9 protein-coding genes are annotated in these 15,141 nt (G+C 59.3%); 3 read left to right on the top strand and 6 right to left on the bottom strand.

Going from position 1 to position 15,141, the window contains the following annotated elements:
- Positions 1-58: 58 nt before the first annotated feature.
- Complete coding sequence (locus LCH65_RS22490) at positions 59-1,105, top strand: RHS repeat-associated core domain-containing protein (protein WP_226439812.1); 1,047 nt, start codon at positions 59-61, stop codon at positions 1,103-1,105.
- On the opposite strand, the gene LCH65_RS22485 is transcribed toward LCH65_RS22490, so the two are convergent.
- Complete coding sequence (locus tag LCH65_RS22485; RefSeq protein ID WP_003372491.1) at positions 1,085-1,648, bottom strand: DUF2780 domain-containing protein; 564 nt, start codon at positions 1,646-1,648, stop codon at positions 1,085-1,087. The genes LCH65_RS22490 and LCH65_RS22485 overlap by 21 nt on opposite strands.
- Positions 1,649-1,869: 221 nt before the next feature.
- On the opposite strand from LCH65_RS22485, the gene LCH65_RS22480 reads away from it, so the two are divergent.
- Together LCH65_RS22480 and LCH65_RS22475 are read left to right on the top strand one after the other, a co-directional pair.
- Positions 1,870-7,698: a hypothetical protein gene (locus tag LCH65_RS22480; RefSeq protein ID WP_226439811.1), complete on the top strand. Its 5,829-nt coding sequence runs from the start codon at positions 1,870-1,872 to the stop codon at positions 7,696-7,698.
- 119 nt (positions 7,699-7,817) lie between these two features.
- Positions 7,818-8,828, top strand: a complete 1,011-nt coding sequence (locus LCH65_RS22475) for an RHS repeat-associated core domain-containing protein (protein WP_054081722.1) — start codon at positions 7,818-7,820, stop codon at positions 8,826-8,828.
- Between the two features lie 33 nt (positions 8,829-8,861).
- Here the strand turns inward: LCH65_RS22475 and fdhA are convergent, their stop codons facing one another.
- The 5 genes from fdhA to LCH65_RS22450 all read right to left on the bottom strand — a co-directional run bounded on the left by fdhA (position 8,862) and on the right by LCH65_RS22450 (position 15,140).
- Positions 8,862-10,061, bottom strand: coding sequence for a formaldehyde dehydrogenase, glutathione-independent (gene fdhA / locus LCH65_RS22470; protein ID WP_226439810.1), 1,200 nt, complete (start codon positions 10,059-10,061; stop codon positions 8,862-8,864).
- Between the two features lie 49 nt (positions 10,062-10,110).
- A complete protein-coding gene (gene purU / locus LCH65_RS22465) occupies positions 10,111-10,968 on the bottom strand; it encodes a formyltetrahydrofolate deformylase (protein ID WP_003432560.1) in 858 nt (285 codons plus the stop codon).
- Between the two features lie 175 nt (positions 10,969-11,143).
- The gene (soxG, locus tag LCH65_RS22460; RefSeq protein ID WP_122266818.1) at positions 11,144-11,776 is read right to left on the bottom strand and encodes a sarcosine oxidase subunit gamma family protein; all 633 of its coding nucleotides are present in this window, start codon (positions 11,774-11,776) and stop codon (positions 11,144-11,146) included.
- Between the two features lie 50 nt (positions 11,777-11,826).
- Positions 11,827-14,847, bottom strand: a complete 3,021-nt coding sequence (locus tag LCH65_RS22455) for a sarcosine oxidase subunit alpha (protein WP_003432562.1) — start codon at positions 14,845-14,847, stop codon at positions 11,827-11,829.
- Complete coding sequence (locus LCH65_RS22450; protein ID WP_096108058.1) at positions 14,844-15,140, bottom strand: sarcosine oxidase subunit delta; 297 nt, start codon at positions 15,138-15,140, stop codon at positions 14,844-14,846. The genes LCH65_RS22455 and LCH65_RS22450 overlap by 4 nt, the downstream gene beginning before the upstream one ends.
- Position 15,141: the final 1 nt, after the last annotated feature.

The raw sequence follows: 15,141 nt of genomic DNA, 5'->3' as shown, positions 1-15,141 counted from the left end.
TAGACGAGGCGAAACGGGCGGATGAAACTGGCCTTTAATGTTGCCGGAATCCGCTCTCATGTCATTGCCCCATGTTTCGCCGATCGGCCTATACCGTTACGACGCACTGAACCGACTGGCAAGCATCGCCCCTGCGGGGCAGGAGGTCGTCAGGCGTTTCTATCGAAACAACCGCCTGACCACAGCAATACAGGGCACTTCCCACCATTCTGTCGTTCAGGCAGAGGGTCTTTTACTGGCGTTGCGCCGTGTGGAATCTGATCAGGTCCTGTTCGATCTGCTTGCGACAGATCAAGCCAACTCGGTGCTGCACAGCCTTGATGCCATGCGCAATCAGGCGTTTGTCTACAGCCCTTATGGCCTGCGATCCCTGCAAACATCCGCACTGAGCGTACCTGGTTTTACAGGGCAGACGATTGATCCGATCACTGGATATTACTTGCTGGGCAATGGACTTCGCGCATTCAACCTGACGCTGATGCGCTTTAACAGCCCGGATACGCTGAGCCCGTTTGGTGAGGGCAGGATAAATGGTTATGCCTACTGTGGAGGAAACCCTGTCAATAATGTCGATCCGACGGGGCGAGTATTTAAGGTGGTTGTAGCAGTTTTCAGTACGCGTACGATAAAGTCTGTAAAGCTGATCAGCGAGCAATTTAACGACGTGATTGAAACAGCCCGCAAAGGGTTGATCCCTGCGGTTGGCTCATCGATGCCTCTGCAAGGCAGTAGAAAATGGCTTGATGACGCGCTTGAGCGATTCAATGACAGCCAGTCTTCCTTCATCAAAAACCTCCGTCAAGTGAATCGCCATTTTGCGACTCACGGAGACGAAAGGTTAAGTTTTGAGCACGCCGAGTATTACGCGGGGCTGGCGTCGCAAGTGTATTCGGGGAAAAAAAGCGACCCGGCCGCCTTTGGGGCGGCTGCTATCAAATGGGCAAGGCAATTTCCTGAAGACCGCAGCACCGCCATGGTGGGTGTGGCCTTCAATTCAGCAGGTGCGTTGATCTCAGGCGCTGTGCAAAAAAAGCAGTACAAGACCGGAGATATATTGAGGAACGCTACACGTATAAGGTCCGCTTCAGCTCCCGGCACCCCATAACCCACTCAAACTCTGCAACGCCGAGCCACTGGCACCTTGCTGCCCCAGGTATTGCAGAATCAGCGGGGCAAACTGGCTGACCATCGTGCTGTCCATGCCCAACGCCTTGAAGGCGTTGTTCACATCACCCATGCTCTGCACGTTGCCCAGCGCGCTGTTGAGCATCGAGCTATTGCCCGACTTGCCGCCCAGCAGGCTGCCCAGCCCGTTGGCGCCGCCCAGACTTTCCAGTGCGGAAGTGCCGGACATTTGCTCCAGGCCCGGGACCGATTTGGCCAACTGCGAATAATCGGTGCTGGTCAGTTTGTTCTTCGCCAGCCCGAGCAGCGCACCTGTCCCGCCAACCGCCTGTTCCGGGGTGACATTGAGCTGCGTACCGAGGGTATTGAGCAGCCCCGCGACTTCGGGTGCCGCCGTGGCTTTCTGATTGCCATTGGTGGCATTGGAGACCGCGTTCGCGGCGTCATTCAGATTGAAGGCAAATGCAGGGCTAGCAGCCGCTGCCATCAACGTTGCCAAAGCCATTGCGCGTGCAGTTTTCATTGCGTCACCTTTATCGAGCTCGAACCGCCCGTGAGTGGGCGATGAAGCACAGGGTTTGACTGGAGGAACAGAAGCTTGTTCCCAGCGCGCGGTAGCGAACAACGGCAGAGCCTGTATTTGCCCGGTGTCTGGCCCGTGTCGTCCGAAAACATCTATGTATTACCTCGTTTTTCCGCGAAACAGCATGGTGTCGGTCATTTGGAATGCACGGAGCATCAGCAATGACCGATACCCACACCTCATCATTTCCTTCCATGCCAGCCGCCGGCCGGGAAAGGCTTCAGCACATGCTGGCAACCGAAGGCAGCGAGCAACTGGCCGCCATTCTGCAACGGCCGCGGCCTGAAGGTTTCACGCTACTGGACGAGATCCAGGTACTTGGGGCTGCCAGCGTGTTCGGGCGATGGGCCGACGACATCGAGCTCCTGAACACCCTGAAATCAGTGCTGTTCGACGATGAACTGAACGTGCTCAGGGACAGCGCAGAACGCGTTACCCGTTCCGTCGCTTCGCCAGCCTTGGAGGCAGGCCCCGAGCACGAACTGGCCAAGGCGGCGCTCGATATTGCGCAGAGTCATCAGCGCGAGTCACATTCGCCGAGCGTCCGAATCGAGCGCATAGACCGCACGCGGGGCGATTACCGCAGGTTGCTGAACACGCTGCGGGCACGAATGCGCGACGTGAAGACCGGCACCTGTATGACCAACAGAGTATTCATGACCGTGGCCGACGACTCGCCGCTGTTTGCCGGCGTCACTTTTGGCGGTTCGATATTGCAGCGGTTCAAGGCGTTGCTCAGGGCTATCGCCAGCGCGGGTCCGGCTGGCGAGGTCGATGACGATCTGTTGCCCGGGGTACGCCGTAAAGACCTGCGCTACGTTCTTGATCTGGTCAACACGTCTCAGGTGGACTTCAGGCAGTCTTTCACCTGTGTGCTGCATGTCAGGATGAATGAAGGCAGGCCGGTTTACTCGCTGCGACTGCAGGGCATCTCCGAGGGACGGCAACCTGCGCACGCCACGCTGTCTGACCTGCACCTGCGATTTATCCGTTTCACCGACTGCCTGGCCCGGTTGGTACCGCACCTTGAATCGGCAGATGCCAAGTGCATCCTGGCCATTCGCGACGATCAAACCGTCTCACTGCATGGTCTGCTCGATTACTACGGCGTCGACATTCCGCTGGCTGCCACCCGCGACCATCTGCTGCAGGCGATCACTGCGCTGTTGCCCGGAGAGCGCGAAGCCCATCCTGCGGGGATGGCACCCGCGTTGCCTTTCACCCTCGCCGAACAGCAGCGTTTCATGCTCGATACCTCGCAGGTCTACACCTTTCGGCAGCACAAGGTTCAGGCGCACGGCACTGACGACTACGGTGTCATCGACCTTGAGCTGAAGAAAGAGATGCAGTGGCATCTTGGTCGATGCCGCACCTTGCTGAACAGTTACCGGCATTTTGGCGCGTCGCTGCAAGACAACGAAAACGCGCTGCTGACAATGCTCCAGCAAACCGGTGGCATCACGCTGAAACTGGTCGTTTACGACAGCGATGGCCACCACGACATCTACCGCGAGCAGCACACCGTCAATCCCTGGCGCGCGAAGGACCTTGCGGAATACTTCGACGCGGCGCGCCAGGAACTGTCGTCTTACATGATCAACACCATTCGCTATGGCGAAGCCGAGGGGGCGATCAATATTGAGCGGCTGATCGTGGAAGTGATCGTGCCCAATCCTGTCCAGCGTCGTTATCCGCTGTCCGATATCGACATCGAAGCCTTCGATATCCGCAGCAAAGAACCTCCGTTTCTATACGTGGATCCCCTGGCGCTGGGTGCTTATGACGTCATCAGGTCACGGTTCGTGGAGTTGACCGATGAGTTGCGCGAGGCGCAATGGAACGTCGGCCACTCTGTCACGTTGCTGCGTGCGGTCCGTCACCTGCTGGCACATTACCAGGAGGACCTGCCGGCGTTGCCGCACGCGCAGCGTCAGGCGGCCTATACCCGGCGCTTGAATGATGCCGTCAACACCTACTACAGAGTGATTGCGCAGAACCTCGAGGACCAACAGCGCCTGCAAGTCGTTCTGCAGCCGACCCAGCCGGAATTCGTGGCGCGTGAGCTATGCCGTTATCTGGGGTTGAATGAAGCCTGCTGGCCGGTGATTGCACGGTCTTCGTTCGATATCAGTTACCGGGCCGGCTGGATCAATACCGGTACGTTTTTCCGGCACGAAGAGTCGGTCGGTTATCGAACCCTGCTGAGTGTGGTGTATGACGAAGACCTGCGCCGCGAGCTGGCGCTTGCCGACAATCGTGATGAACGGCTCGGGCAACTGGCTCAGGCGCTCGCCGTTAAAACCCGTTACACGGCAAGTCTGGACGTGCTGCAAGCGAAGCTGACGGGTTTATTCGACGCGAACATTGCCTTCGTCAACAACGGCCACCTGCCTGCTCGACTGACCGCACCACAGGCAGCGTTCAGGCTCGAGGCCGAGAACTACGCCATTCAGGCGACCGAAACCTATCGGATGCTGGAGGCCGAGCGGCTGGTGCTGGTATCCGGTACTGCCGCCGAGCGCCTGCAGATTCTGGAAGGGGTTGCGCTGGCGGACAGTGACAGGCCGGTTCATTGCATCGAGTTATTGAGCGCCGACGAGAAGGTCCGGCTTGAAGCCAGTGCTCTGGCGTTCAGGCAGATGTTGAGCGCCCGAGCGAACGACGATGACATTCAGAACATGTCGACCAGCGCGCAGCATGTGCTGCAACTGGTGCATCAGGTCGGCGGATTGATCCCTGTGCTGGGCAACTTCATCAACCTGGGATTCGACATTTACGACGGCAATGATGAAGGCATCGCGCTGGATGCACTCAACATCATTGCCGAACTGGTGCTGTGCAAAATGCGCACGCTCCCTCCCAGAGTGGCGGGTGTGCTGATGCTGCAAGGCACCACTATCTGGACGATGAGCCAGCAGGTCCAGGCCCTCGGCGATTCGATCAAGGCCAACGACTACGAGGAGTCGGTGAAGAACTTCGGTTTTCTGCTGGTCGGTCTGCATTCGGCGCTGCATTGCGGCATATCGGCGGTGAAAGGGCTTCGGTCCGCGATACTGCGTTATCAACAGACCGTCAGCGAGCGCGCTGTTTCTGACAGCTCTGATCTGAACGAAACGGCCCGACACAGCGAGCACGGCGATGCCATCGAACGCGAAGCCGAGGGCGCACACCTCGCGCGGCGTCGCCTATCCACAAGCAGCTCCTATTGGCGGGTCTCGGAGGATGGGCAGATCTCCGAGCTGCCGACGGGCCGGAAGGTCACGAGCCTCGACTGGAATGGCAACGCGATGGTCGAAGGTGGCGCTCGGGCGGTACTGCTGGGTGGAATCAGCGAGAAGATCTACATGCTCAACGGCCATGCCTGCCGGACAGTCAGCGGACTGACAGGGCCGGAATTGCGACCTCTGCATACGCTGGACCTCGAAGCAGGTCAATGGCGCAGGCACCCGCAGTCAACGGTCGACGCCCCGCAGCTTTCACGTTTTGCCCACACCGAGGATTTTCCGCTTGGCTTCAGCGGTCGCCCGGAGCGTTTTCTGGCTCCCACCAACACAGTCAGCTGGTATGACAACTGCGTGGCGGCGCTTGAAACAGCCTCCGTGCGGGCCATCGACGCAGATGGCAGGGTAAGCCAGCAGAGCATGGCGCTTGGTGTGATCGAGCACAAATACGTCACCGAGCGTAATGGTCATGTCGAAGTCCTCGAACATGCGGGCACCGATGTTGAGACGACCGCCTTCATTCGCGCCGACGGCAGCCGCATGGAAGTCGCCAGGGTGTTGCCTGCCATACCGGCCTACAAGCCTGAAATTCAGGCACAGATTGTCGCGGCTCAAGGCATGTTCGTGACCGTCCGAATAAGCGACACGCTGCAAGGTCTGGTCGGCAGCAAGACCGTGGCGGGTGTTCTGGCGACGCTCAGTAATGGCAGCGGACAGGAACTGGTGATCGAAGCGGATCGCGGCGTTCACTATCGCGGCACGCTGCCCATCGAGCACTTCCTGGCGCTGGCGCCGGGCGAGACGTTACACGACCAGCAGCCTGTTGCCCTGAGCCTGCAGAAAATCAGCCCGCACGCCGATCCCAAACGAGCGTTGCCTCAGCTGTGGCACGACCAGTCGGATTATCGCAACGGCATCGCCCATGATGACTTTGCACTGGAACTGTTCTATGGCGCGAAGGCGGCGAACGAAGCCTATGTGCGCAACCCTCAATGGGTCGCCAGGAACATCGATGCTGTGGCCAAAATCAAATCGCGGCTGCCCTCGTCCATTACCACAGTGGAAAATCCGTTTTATGTACTCGATACCCCCGAGGAACTGGCCATTCTTTTTGCTGCGCGCAACCAGGCGGCCTTGGCCAATACCTTGCTGGGCCATACCGTTGAATGGGGAGCGGCATCGAGATCCAGAGAGTTACGCCTGGGGGAAAATATCCTCAGACAGCTTCGTCTGAGCGAGCCGCTTCTGGCTGCTCAGGAAAACATTCCGCCGCTCGCCAGCGAGCGGAGCGCCTTCGTCAGTCAGCTTAAGGAGAAGCTGGCCCGCAACAACCTGATGATGGCAGAAGTCAGCCTGAAGTCAGGGGGAAAATCCTGGTTCGCCCATTCGCCTGCCAGGCGTCTCGGCATGCTGGCGGGGCATCTGCACGACGAGTTTTACCTGAGTCATGCGGGGTCGATCATCGATCATATTGAAGCCTGTTTTACCGACCCGTCGAGAATTGAACGTATCGCCGTGCTGTCCCTTGATGACGTCCCGGAAGCCGATGCGCGACGCATTTTTCTCTCCTCGCAGCGCGGCTATACCTATGAGTCGGTCACCAGTCTGGAGCAGCCGGACGAGCATACACATCTGAGCGGTGCGCAATTGCAACTGCACATCGATAACGCCCTTTATCCCGAGCGGACCCGAGGTGTGGGGATTGCCAGCGCGATTGTCGACCTGACCGGTGCAGAAGCGCTCAGCAGCGGGCCAAAGCGTGGCAGTTACTCGATTGAGGGACGTGACTACATCAAGCTGGATAACGGCAGGATCTACCGCGCCGACTGGGATGAGCGCAACGGGGTGTTTCTGCTGGTACCACCGCAAGGCAGGTCGCGCGCCGAGACCCTGGCACTGCCCTGGGTGCGTCACATCGGCGGACATGAGTTCACGCTGATCAACCGTCCAGCGCTCAAGGGCGGCAATCTCATCGATCAGATGATCTGCAGCATCCGCACCCGGCGGCCGGCCGGTCGTTTGGCAACTCACGAGTCCCATTCCGCTCATGACACAGCGAGCGGAACGCTTCAGGTTCACCACGAAGACCTGCACATCATGAGCGACGACGTTCTGGTACCCGGCAAGCTTAATGTGCCATCGAGCCTGTTCCACTCCATCGCAGCGGATCGTGACGGTTACGTGAGGCTGGAAGCCAGGGCAGCGGTGCCTGAAAGCTGCATCTCCAGCACCGAGTTCCTGGTATCGAAATATGCCGGAGGGCAAGTCGCGTTCGATTACAAGGGCGAGAGCCTGGGTGATCCGGCTCCAGTGGTGCCCAATGTCGAGGTCGTCGCCAGGCAGGATGGTCAGTTGGTGAGCCTGAATATCACGACAACAGCGCTCGATGACTGGATAAATGCACGCGGCCACTCTGACTATTTTGTCGGCGAGCAGTCATTTCCCGAGATCGGCGAAGGTATCGGTTTCATCGAGCGAGGAGGGCTGGAAGGCAGCCCGTCATCGGACTACCCGTTTCATTTCATGTTCGTGGCGGGGAAAGTACTGGACCGGAACGGGCAGATTACCGGCGTGCTGGCCTCGGACTTGTCCGAGCCTGCACGTGAGCCTGATCAAAATGGAGTTACGCCGCAATTGCCCGCCAGACGGAACTGGAATCTGGGTCTTTTCCCTTCGATCGACAGCATGCGCGGGGTGCCGGAACCTGATAGCAATGCCTATGTGCAGGAGCATTACTACTCGGTATTGGTGAGGCCTGTGCGTCAGTAGGGCACGTCTCCAGCGTTTTTCGTCCCGCAGGCGGAACAGCCTAGTAGTTCTGCTAGCTGGGCGGAAACAGAGACTCAGCCCAGACTTGCTGCCATGGGTGACTTCAAAGGAGTGAAACCATGGCTTCGTCCGGGCAATCCGCGCTCTGTGTCTACCGCTACGATCCATTGGATCGCCTGGCCGATTGCGCGCCTGCGGGGCAGAGCAGCACTCGCCTTTTTTATCAGAAGACACATCTGGCTACGCAGGTTCAGGGGCAGGTCCAGCACACGCTTATGCGCACGGATGAGCATGTGCTTGCTTGCCTGAGTACAGAAAATAATCAGCGCGACGGCGCGTTGTTGGCGACGGATCAACAGCAGTCAGTGATTGCCGCTCAGGGGTTGGAGTTTGCCTACACGCCTTACGGACATCGTCATCCTTCAGGCCCCGCGAGCCTGCCGGGCTTTACCGGCCAGCGAGTTGACCCGGTGACGGGGCACTATTTGCTGGGGAATGGGTATCGGGCGTTTAACCCGGTGTTGATGAGGTTCAACAGCCCGGACAGTCTGAGCCCGTTTGGTGAGGGTGGGGTGAATGCGTATGGGTATTGTGGGGGGGATCCGGTTAATTGGGTTGATTTGACTGGACATATGTTTAATCTATCTAATTTTTTTAGGCGTCTCGTGCCAAGGGAGCGGCAAACAACAGTTTCAAATGGCTTGCGATCTGGGGAGCCTATCGTAAGTGTGATAGCTATTAGTGAGCCGCCGACCTATCAAGCTTCGCAGCAGGCCCAGTATAATAAGAATATTTATCACACAAAAGACACTCAGTACTCTGAGGCTTATGATCACGCGTATGAAAACTATAAGCGTCTTGAACGTAAAGTGGAGTTGGCAGATATGAAGGTCAGTAACAAGCTGGCGCGAGGCGAGGTACCTTCTTATTCCTTTATAGAGAAGCGAGATAAACTTAATAAGATTTTCGATGATGTTGAAGGTGTTGTATTTTCAGAGAAGTCCCCGCCGCCTAGCTATCACCTTGCTGAATCATTGCCATTTCCGTCCACTTCTAATCCGGTAGCCCAAGTTCGCAATATCCGCCGAGAACCATTAATCGGTTCTTGGCGTGATATCGATAGAACTTAATAATTAAGTATAAGGTTGATCGGTTGGATGAATCTAAACCCCGCCAAACAACCCATGCGGATCAATCACAAACTTCTTCGGCACGCCCGAATCAAACTCGCCATAACCCCGCGGAGCCTCATCCAGACTGATCACCTCGACACCCACTATGTCGGCGATCTTGATGCGGTCCCACATGATCGCCTGCATCAGCTGGCGGTTGTATTTCATGACCGGGGTCTGGCCGGTGTGGAAGCTGTGTGATTTGGCCCAGCCCAGGCCGAAGCGAATGCTCAGGCTGCCCATTTTTGCGGCGGCGTCCACGGCTCCCGGGTCTTCGGTGACGTACAGGCCGGGGATGCCGATCTTGCCTGCGACGCGCACCACGCCCATCAACGAGTTGAGAACGGTGGCGGGTGCTTCGGCCTGAGCGCCAGCATGGCCGTGACCGCGTGCTTCGAAGCCTACGGCGTCGATGGCGCAATCCACTTCAGGCTCGCCGAGCAGGGCAGCGATCTGCTCGTGCAAAGGGGTGTCCTGGGACAGGTCGGCAATTTCGAAGCCCTGAGCCTTGGCATGAACCAGACGCGTCGGGTTGACGTCGCCGACGATCACCACGGCAGCGCCCAGCAAGCGTGCTGACGCCGCCGCAGCCAGGCCGACCGGGCCGGCGCCTGCAACATAAACCGTACTGCCAGGGCCAACCCCGGCAGTCACTGCGCCGTGGTAGCCGGTGGGCAGGATGTCGGACAGGCAGGTCAGGTCGCGGATTTTCTCCATCGCCGCGTCGCGGTCCGGGAGTTTGAGCAGGTTGAAGTCCGCGTAAGGCACCAGCACGTATTCAGCCTGGCCACCAACCCAGTCGCCCATGTCGACATAACCATAGGCACCACCGGGACGCGCCGGGTTGACCGTCAGGCAGACGCCGGTGTTCTGTTCCTTACAACTGCGGCAGCGGCCGCACGCCACGTTGAATGGCACAGAAACCAGCTCACCGACTTTCAGATGCTCCACGTCGCGACCGGCTTCCAGCACCTCTCCGGTGATTTCATGACCGAGCACCAGCCCGGTCTGCGCCGTGGTACGGCCGCGTACCATGTGCTGGTCCGAGCCGCAGATATTGGTGGAGACCACGCGCAGGATCACGCCGTGTTCGATGCGCTTGCCGCGTGGGTCTTCCATTTTCGGGAAAGGAATTGATTGCACTTCGACCTTGCCAGCGCCGAGATACACTACACCGCGATTACCAGACATACATGTCACCTCGCTTTTATTGTGGTGGAGCAGAGAGAAGCCGTTGCAGCTATAAAACCACCGTCCTGTTGGCGTTGAGAAACACCCGCCGTTCGATGTGATAACCGACCGCACGGGCCAGTGTCAGTCCTTCGATGTCCCGACCCTTGGCGATCAGGTCTTCGGGATAGTGGCTGTGATCGACCACTTCCACGCCCTGGGCAATGATCGGACCTTCGTCCAGATCGTTGTTGATGTAATGCGCCGTGGCTCCGACCAGTTTTACCCCCTTGTTGTAAGCCTGATGGTAGGGCTTGGCACCTTTGAAACCGGGCAGCAACGAGTGGTGGATATTGATCGCCTTGCCGTCCAGCTTGCGACACAGGTCCGGAGACAGGACCTGCATGTAGCGGGCAAGAATCACCAGTTCTGCACCAGACTCTTCAATGACCTGCCAGACTTTGGCTTCCTGCGCGGGCTTGTCGTTCGGGTCCAGTGGGAAATGGTAGTACGGAATGCCGTGCCAGCCAGCCAATGGCTCAAGATCAGGGTGATTGGACACCACCGCGACCACGTCCATGGACAGTTGATTGATACGCTGGCGGTAGAGCAGGTCATTGAGGCAGTGATCGGCTTTCGAGACCATGATCACTACTTTTGGCCGGTAGTTGGGCGCCGTGAGTTCGAAGATCATGCCGAACGTTTCACCGCGCGCGCTCAGCCCGGCCCTGAACGCCTGCTCGTCGAAAGCCTCGGGCTGACGAAATTCCACACGGATGAAGAAGCGTCCCGAGAGACGGTCATCGAAGGAGTGATGTTCTGTGACGTAGCAACCCTGCTCGAACAGAAAGCGCGTCACTGCGTCTACCGTACCCAGCATGCTGGGGCAGTCGGCGGTCAAAATCCATGTGTCGGGCGCGCGGCTCATTGAATCAATGCTCCAGAGTATTTGTTATCCGCAAATATGACTGACAGTGCCAGCCTGTAGGCTTGGGCAGGACGCTGAGCGTCCGGAACTGCGTTCCCACGCGGAGCGTGGGAACGATAATCCAAGAGTCTTCATTGAGACCGACGCTACGGTTTCAGCCCCGGTTCCCGGCGCTTCACGTCTGAATGCTCAGCCCGTACTCGGCACTCGCATCCTGCAACCACAGCCACCAGTAATCCGAGAAGCTGCGGCGGACCAGCAGCTCCCAGGTGTCTTCACCGGTCCGGCGGATCACCAGTTGCGACTTGGCGAACACGGTGCCGACTGCCTTGCCCACCGGGAAGTTGTCCGGGTGCACGTCGTAGCTGGTGGACTTCATCAGTACCTGGCGCACCTTCGGGCCGCTCAGTTCGAGAATCGATTGCCCGCCGCTGACATTGACGATAGCGATGTGTTGCCCGCTCAGTTCGTCACGCAACTTCTGTTCTGCCGCGAACTCTTCGCCGCTCGGCACAATCAGCAGCCACTCATCCGGGCCAAGCCATTGCAGCGAGCTTTCGCCACTGATGACCAGCATCAGTGCGGCGGGCAGCTCCATGCCCAGCGCCTTGTGTACGCCTGCGGCGAAGGCCGGATCGTGGGCATTGCCACGAATCGTCAGATGGCCCAGCAGCTTTTTCTCGCGCAGGAAAACCCCCGGGCTGGCGCGCCCCTTGCCAATCAGGCTGTCGAGGTTTGCGTGGAACAGCGGCGACTCGGCTTTGACGTCGGTGGTCGGGCGCTGCTGGTAAATGTTGGCTGTGCTCATGATTCACCTGCTTGAATTCTGTGTGCTGCGGATGATCGGCTCACCGCGGACTACTCGACGTTCTGCCGCTCGCCCTTCGGATCGAAGAACACCGAAGAAACGATCTCGGCTTCGATCACGCTGCCATCGGCCAGAGGCGCGAAGACCCGCTCTCCCATGCGCGCCAGACCGCCTTTGACCACGCCCATCGCGAACGAATAGCCCAGCGAGTTGTGCGCGTAACTGGAGGTCACGTGGCCGACCATGCTCATCGGGATCGTCTGTTTGGTGTCGAACACCAGTTGCGCACCTTCCGGCAACCATTTGGCAGGGTCCACCGGCTTGAGGCCGACCAGTTGCTTGCGCTGTTCACGCACGCAGTCTTCGCGATTCATGCCGCGCCAGCCGATCCAGGAGAACGGCTTGGTACGACCGACACACCAACCCATGTTCAGGTCGTCGGGCGTCATCGAGCCGTCGGTGTCCTGGCCGACGATGATGAAACCCTTCTCTGCGCGCAGTACGTGCATGGTCTCGGTGCCGTAAGGCGTCAGGTTGTACTGCTTGCCTGCCTCGGCGATCTTTTCCAGAACGCCCATGGCGTAGTCGGCCTGAATGTTGACCTCGTAGGACAGCTCACCGGTAAACGAGATACGGAATACGCGAGCTGGCACACCGGCGACCAGACCTTCCTTCCAGGTCATGAACGGGAAGGCTTCACGGCCCAGATCGATATCGGTGACTTCGCTGAGCAGCTTGCGGCTGTTGGGGCCGGACAGCGTCAGAGTCGCCCAGTGATCGGTCACTGAGGTGAAATACACTTTCAGGTCCGGCCATTCGGTCTGCTGATAGATTTCCAGCCATTGCAGGACGCGCGCTGCGCCGCCCGTGGTGGTGGTCATCAGGAAGTGGTTGTCAGCGAGACAGGCAGTGACCCCGTCATCGAAGACCATGCCGTCTTCCTTGCACATCAGGCCGTAGCGCGCCTTGCCCACGTCCAGCTTGGTCCAGGCGTTGGTGTAGATGCGGTTGAGAAACTCGCGTGCATCCGGGCCTTGAATATCGATCTTGCCCAGCGTCGAAGCGTCCAGCAGGCCGACGCTGTCGCGCACCGCCTTGCATTCGCGAGCGACGGCTGCGGGCAGGTCTTCGCCGTTCTTCGGGAAGTACCACGGCCGTTTCCACTGGCCGACATCCTCGAACTCGGCACCGTTTTTGACATGCCAGGCGTGCAGCGCAGTGAAACGCACGGGTTCGAAGATGTGTTTGCAATGACGCCCGGCTATCGCGCCGAAGGTCACCGGCGTGTAGTTGGGGCGGAACATGGTGGTGCCCATTTCCGGGATCGACACGTTCAGCGAACGCGCGGCGATGGCCAGACCGTTGACGTTGCCCAGCTTGCCCTGATCGGTGCCGAAACCCAGCGCGGTGTAGCGCTTGACGTGCTCAACCGACTCGAACCCCTCGCGGGTCGCCAGTTCGATGGCCGCTGCGGTCACATCATTCTGCAGGTCGACGAATTGCTTGGGTGCCCGAGCGGTGCCTTTCTCATGCGGCACCTGAAACAGCGCCAGCGTCGGCTCTTCCGCACGGCTGAGGGCTTTGGGCATCACGCCTTCGACCACCTTGAAGCCCGCTTCACTGGCAGCGCGCACGCCGCCTTCGAAACCATCGGCCAGACTGTCAGCCAGACTGTAGACACCGTTGACGCCGCCTACGCAGATACGTTTCTGCGGTGCTTCGCCCGGCACGAAGCCGAGGATGTCCTCGCGCCAGACCGGCTTGCCGCCCAGGTGCGAGGCCAGGTGCACGATCGGGCTGTAACCGCCTGAGCTGGCAACCACGTCGCATTCAAGCCATTCGCCAGGGCTGGTCACGCTGTGCGTCTTGACGTCGATGGCGGCAACGCGGGCAGCCGTCACACGCTTGCTGCCACGGGCCTCGATGACCGCGCTGCCGGTCAGGATGCGAATGCCTTTGGCCCTCGCTTCTTCAACCAGCGGGCCGCGCGGGTTATGCCGTGCATCGGCAATCGCGACCACGTGCAGACTGGCGTCGAGCCAGTCCAGAGCGACGCGATAGGCGTGATCGTTGTTGGTGGAAAGCACCAGTTTCTTGCCCGGCGCCACGCCATAACGACGAACGTAAGTCGATACGGCGCCGGCCAGCATGTTGCCGGGCACATCGTTGTTGCCGTAGACCAGCGGACGCTCGTGAGTACCGGCGGCCAGCACCACACGCTTGGCACGTACCCGGTGCATGCGCTGGCGAACCATGCCGATCGGCGCGCGATCACCCAGGTGGTCGGTAAGGCGCTCATGAATGGTCAGGAAGTTGTGATCGTGGTAACCATTGACCGTGGCACGCGGCAGCAGGGTGACGTTGGGCAGGCTTTTCAGCTCGGCGACGACTGTAGACACCCACTCGGCGGCGGGTTTGCCGTCGAGGCTTTCACGGCTGTCGAGCAGGCTGCCGCCGAACTCTTCCTGTTCATCGGCAATGATCACTCGGGCACCGCTGCGACCTGCTGCCAGCGCGGCAGCCAGACCAGCCGGGCCTGCGCCGACGATCAACACGTCGCAGTGCTGGTTCATCGCATCGTAGCTGTCCGGGTCGTTTTCGGTCGGCGAGCGACCCAGGCCTGCAGCCTTGCGGATGTACTTTTCGTAAGTCATCCAGAACGATTGCGGGTACATGAAGGTTTTGTAGTAGAAACCCGGCGGCATCAGTTTGCCGCCGACCTTGCCCAGAATGCCCATGACATCGGTATTCACGCTCGGCCAGCCGTTGGTGCTGGTCGCGACCAGTCCGGCATAGAGCGCCTGTTGCGTGGCACGCACGTTGGGGATCTGCGTCGCTTCGGTCGCGCCGATCTGCAGCACGGCGTTGGGCTCTTCCGAACCCGCTGCGAAGATGCCGCGCGGGCGGGAGTATTTGAAGCTGCGGCCGATGATATCGACGCCGTTGGCCAGCAGGGCAGAGGCCAGCGAGTCGCCTTCAAAGCCCTGGTAGGTCTGGCCGTTGAAGGTAAAGTTGAGCACCTTGCTGCGGTTGATGCGGCCGCCGTTGGGCAGGCGATGGGTCTGGCTCATACCTTTTCTCCCTGATCCGTGAACTGCGGCCTGCTACCGATCGGATAGGTCTCGAGAATCTCGTAGGTCACGGTATTGCGCGTCATGTTGAAATACTGGCGGCAACCGGCGGCGTGTATCCACAGTTCGTGATGCAGGCCGCGCGGGTTATCGCGAAAGAACATGTAATCGCCCCATTGCTCATCGGTGCAGGCACCGGGGTCCAGCGGGCGCGGAATGTGCGCCTGGCCGGACGGGTGGAATTCCTCTTCGGAGCGCAGTTCGCCACAGTGAGGACAGAAGATATGCAGCATG

The sequence above is a fragment of the Pseudomonas sp. MWU16-30316 genome (assembly GCF_020515645.1).
Classification (GTDB): Bacteria; Pseudomonadota; Gammaproteobacteria; order Pseudomonadales; family Pseudomonadaceae; genus Aquipseudomonas; species Aquipseudomonas cerasi.
This window is presented reverse-complemented; position numbering and strand designations above follow the sequence as displayed.

Excerpts from the sequence above, each read along its gene's own strand:
- LCH65_RS22490 (WP_226439812.1), top strand. The coding sequence starts at position 59 with ATGTCATTGCCCCATGTTTCGCCGATCGGCCTATACCGTTACGACGCA.
- LCH65_RS22485 (WP_003372491.1), bottom strand. The coding sequence starts at position 1,648 with ATGAAAACTGCACGCGCAATGGCTTTGGCAACGTTGATGGCAGCGGCT.
- LCH65_RS22480 (WP_226439811.1), top strand. The coding sequence starts at position 1,870 with ATGACCGATACCCACACCTCATCATTTCCTTCCATGCCAGCCGCCGGC.
- LCH65_RS22475 (WP_054081722.1), top strand. The coding sequence starts at position 7,818 with ATGGCTTCGTCCGGGCAATCCGCGCTCTGTGTCTACCGCTACGATCCA.
- fdhA (WP_226439810.1), bottom strand. The coding sequence starts at position 10,061 with ATGTCTGGTAATCGCGGTGTAGTGTATCTCGGCGCTGGCAAGGTCGAA.
- purU (WP_003432560.1), bottom strand. The coding sequence starts at position 10,968 with ATGAGCCGCGCGCCCGACACATGGATTTTGACCGCCGACTGCCCCAGC.
- soxG (WP_122266818.1), bottom strand. The coding sequence starts at position 11,776 with ATGAGCACAGCCAACATTTACCAGCAGCGCCCGACCACCGACGTCAAA.
- LCH65_RS22455 (WP_003432562.1), bottom strand. The coding sequence starts at position 14,847 with ATGAGCCAGACCCATCGCCTGCCCAACGGCGGCCGCATCAACCGCAGC.
- LCH65_RS22450 (WP_096108058.1), bottom strand. The coding sequence starts at position 15,140 with ATGCTGCATATCTTCTGTCCTCACTGTGGCGAACTGCGCTCCGAAGAG.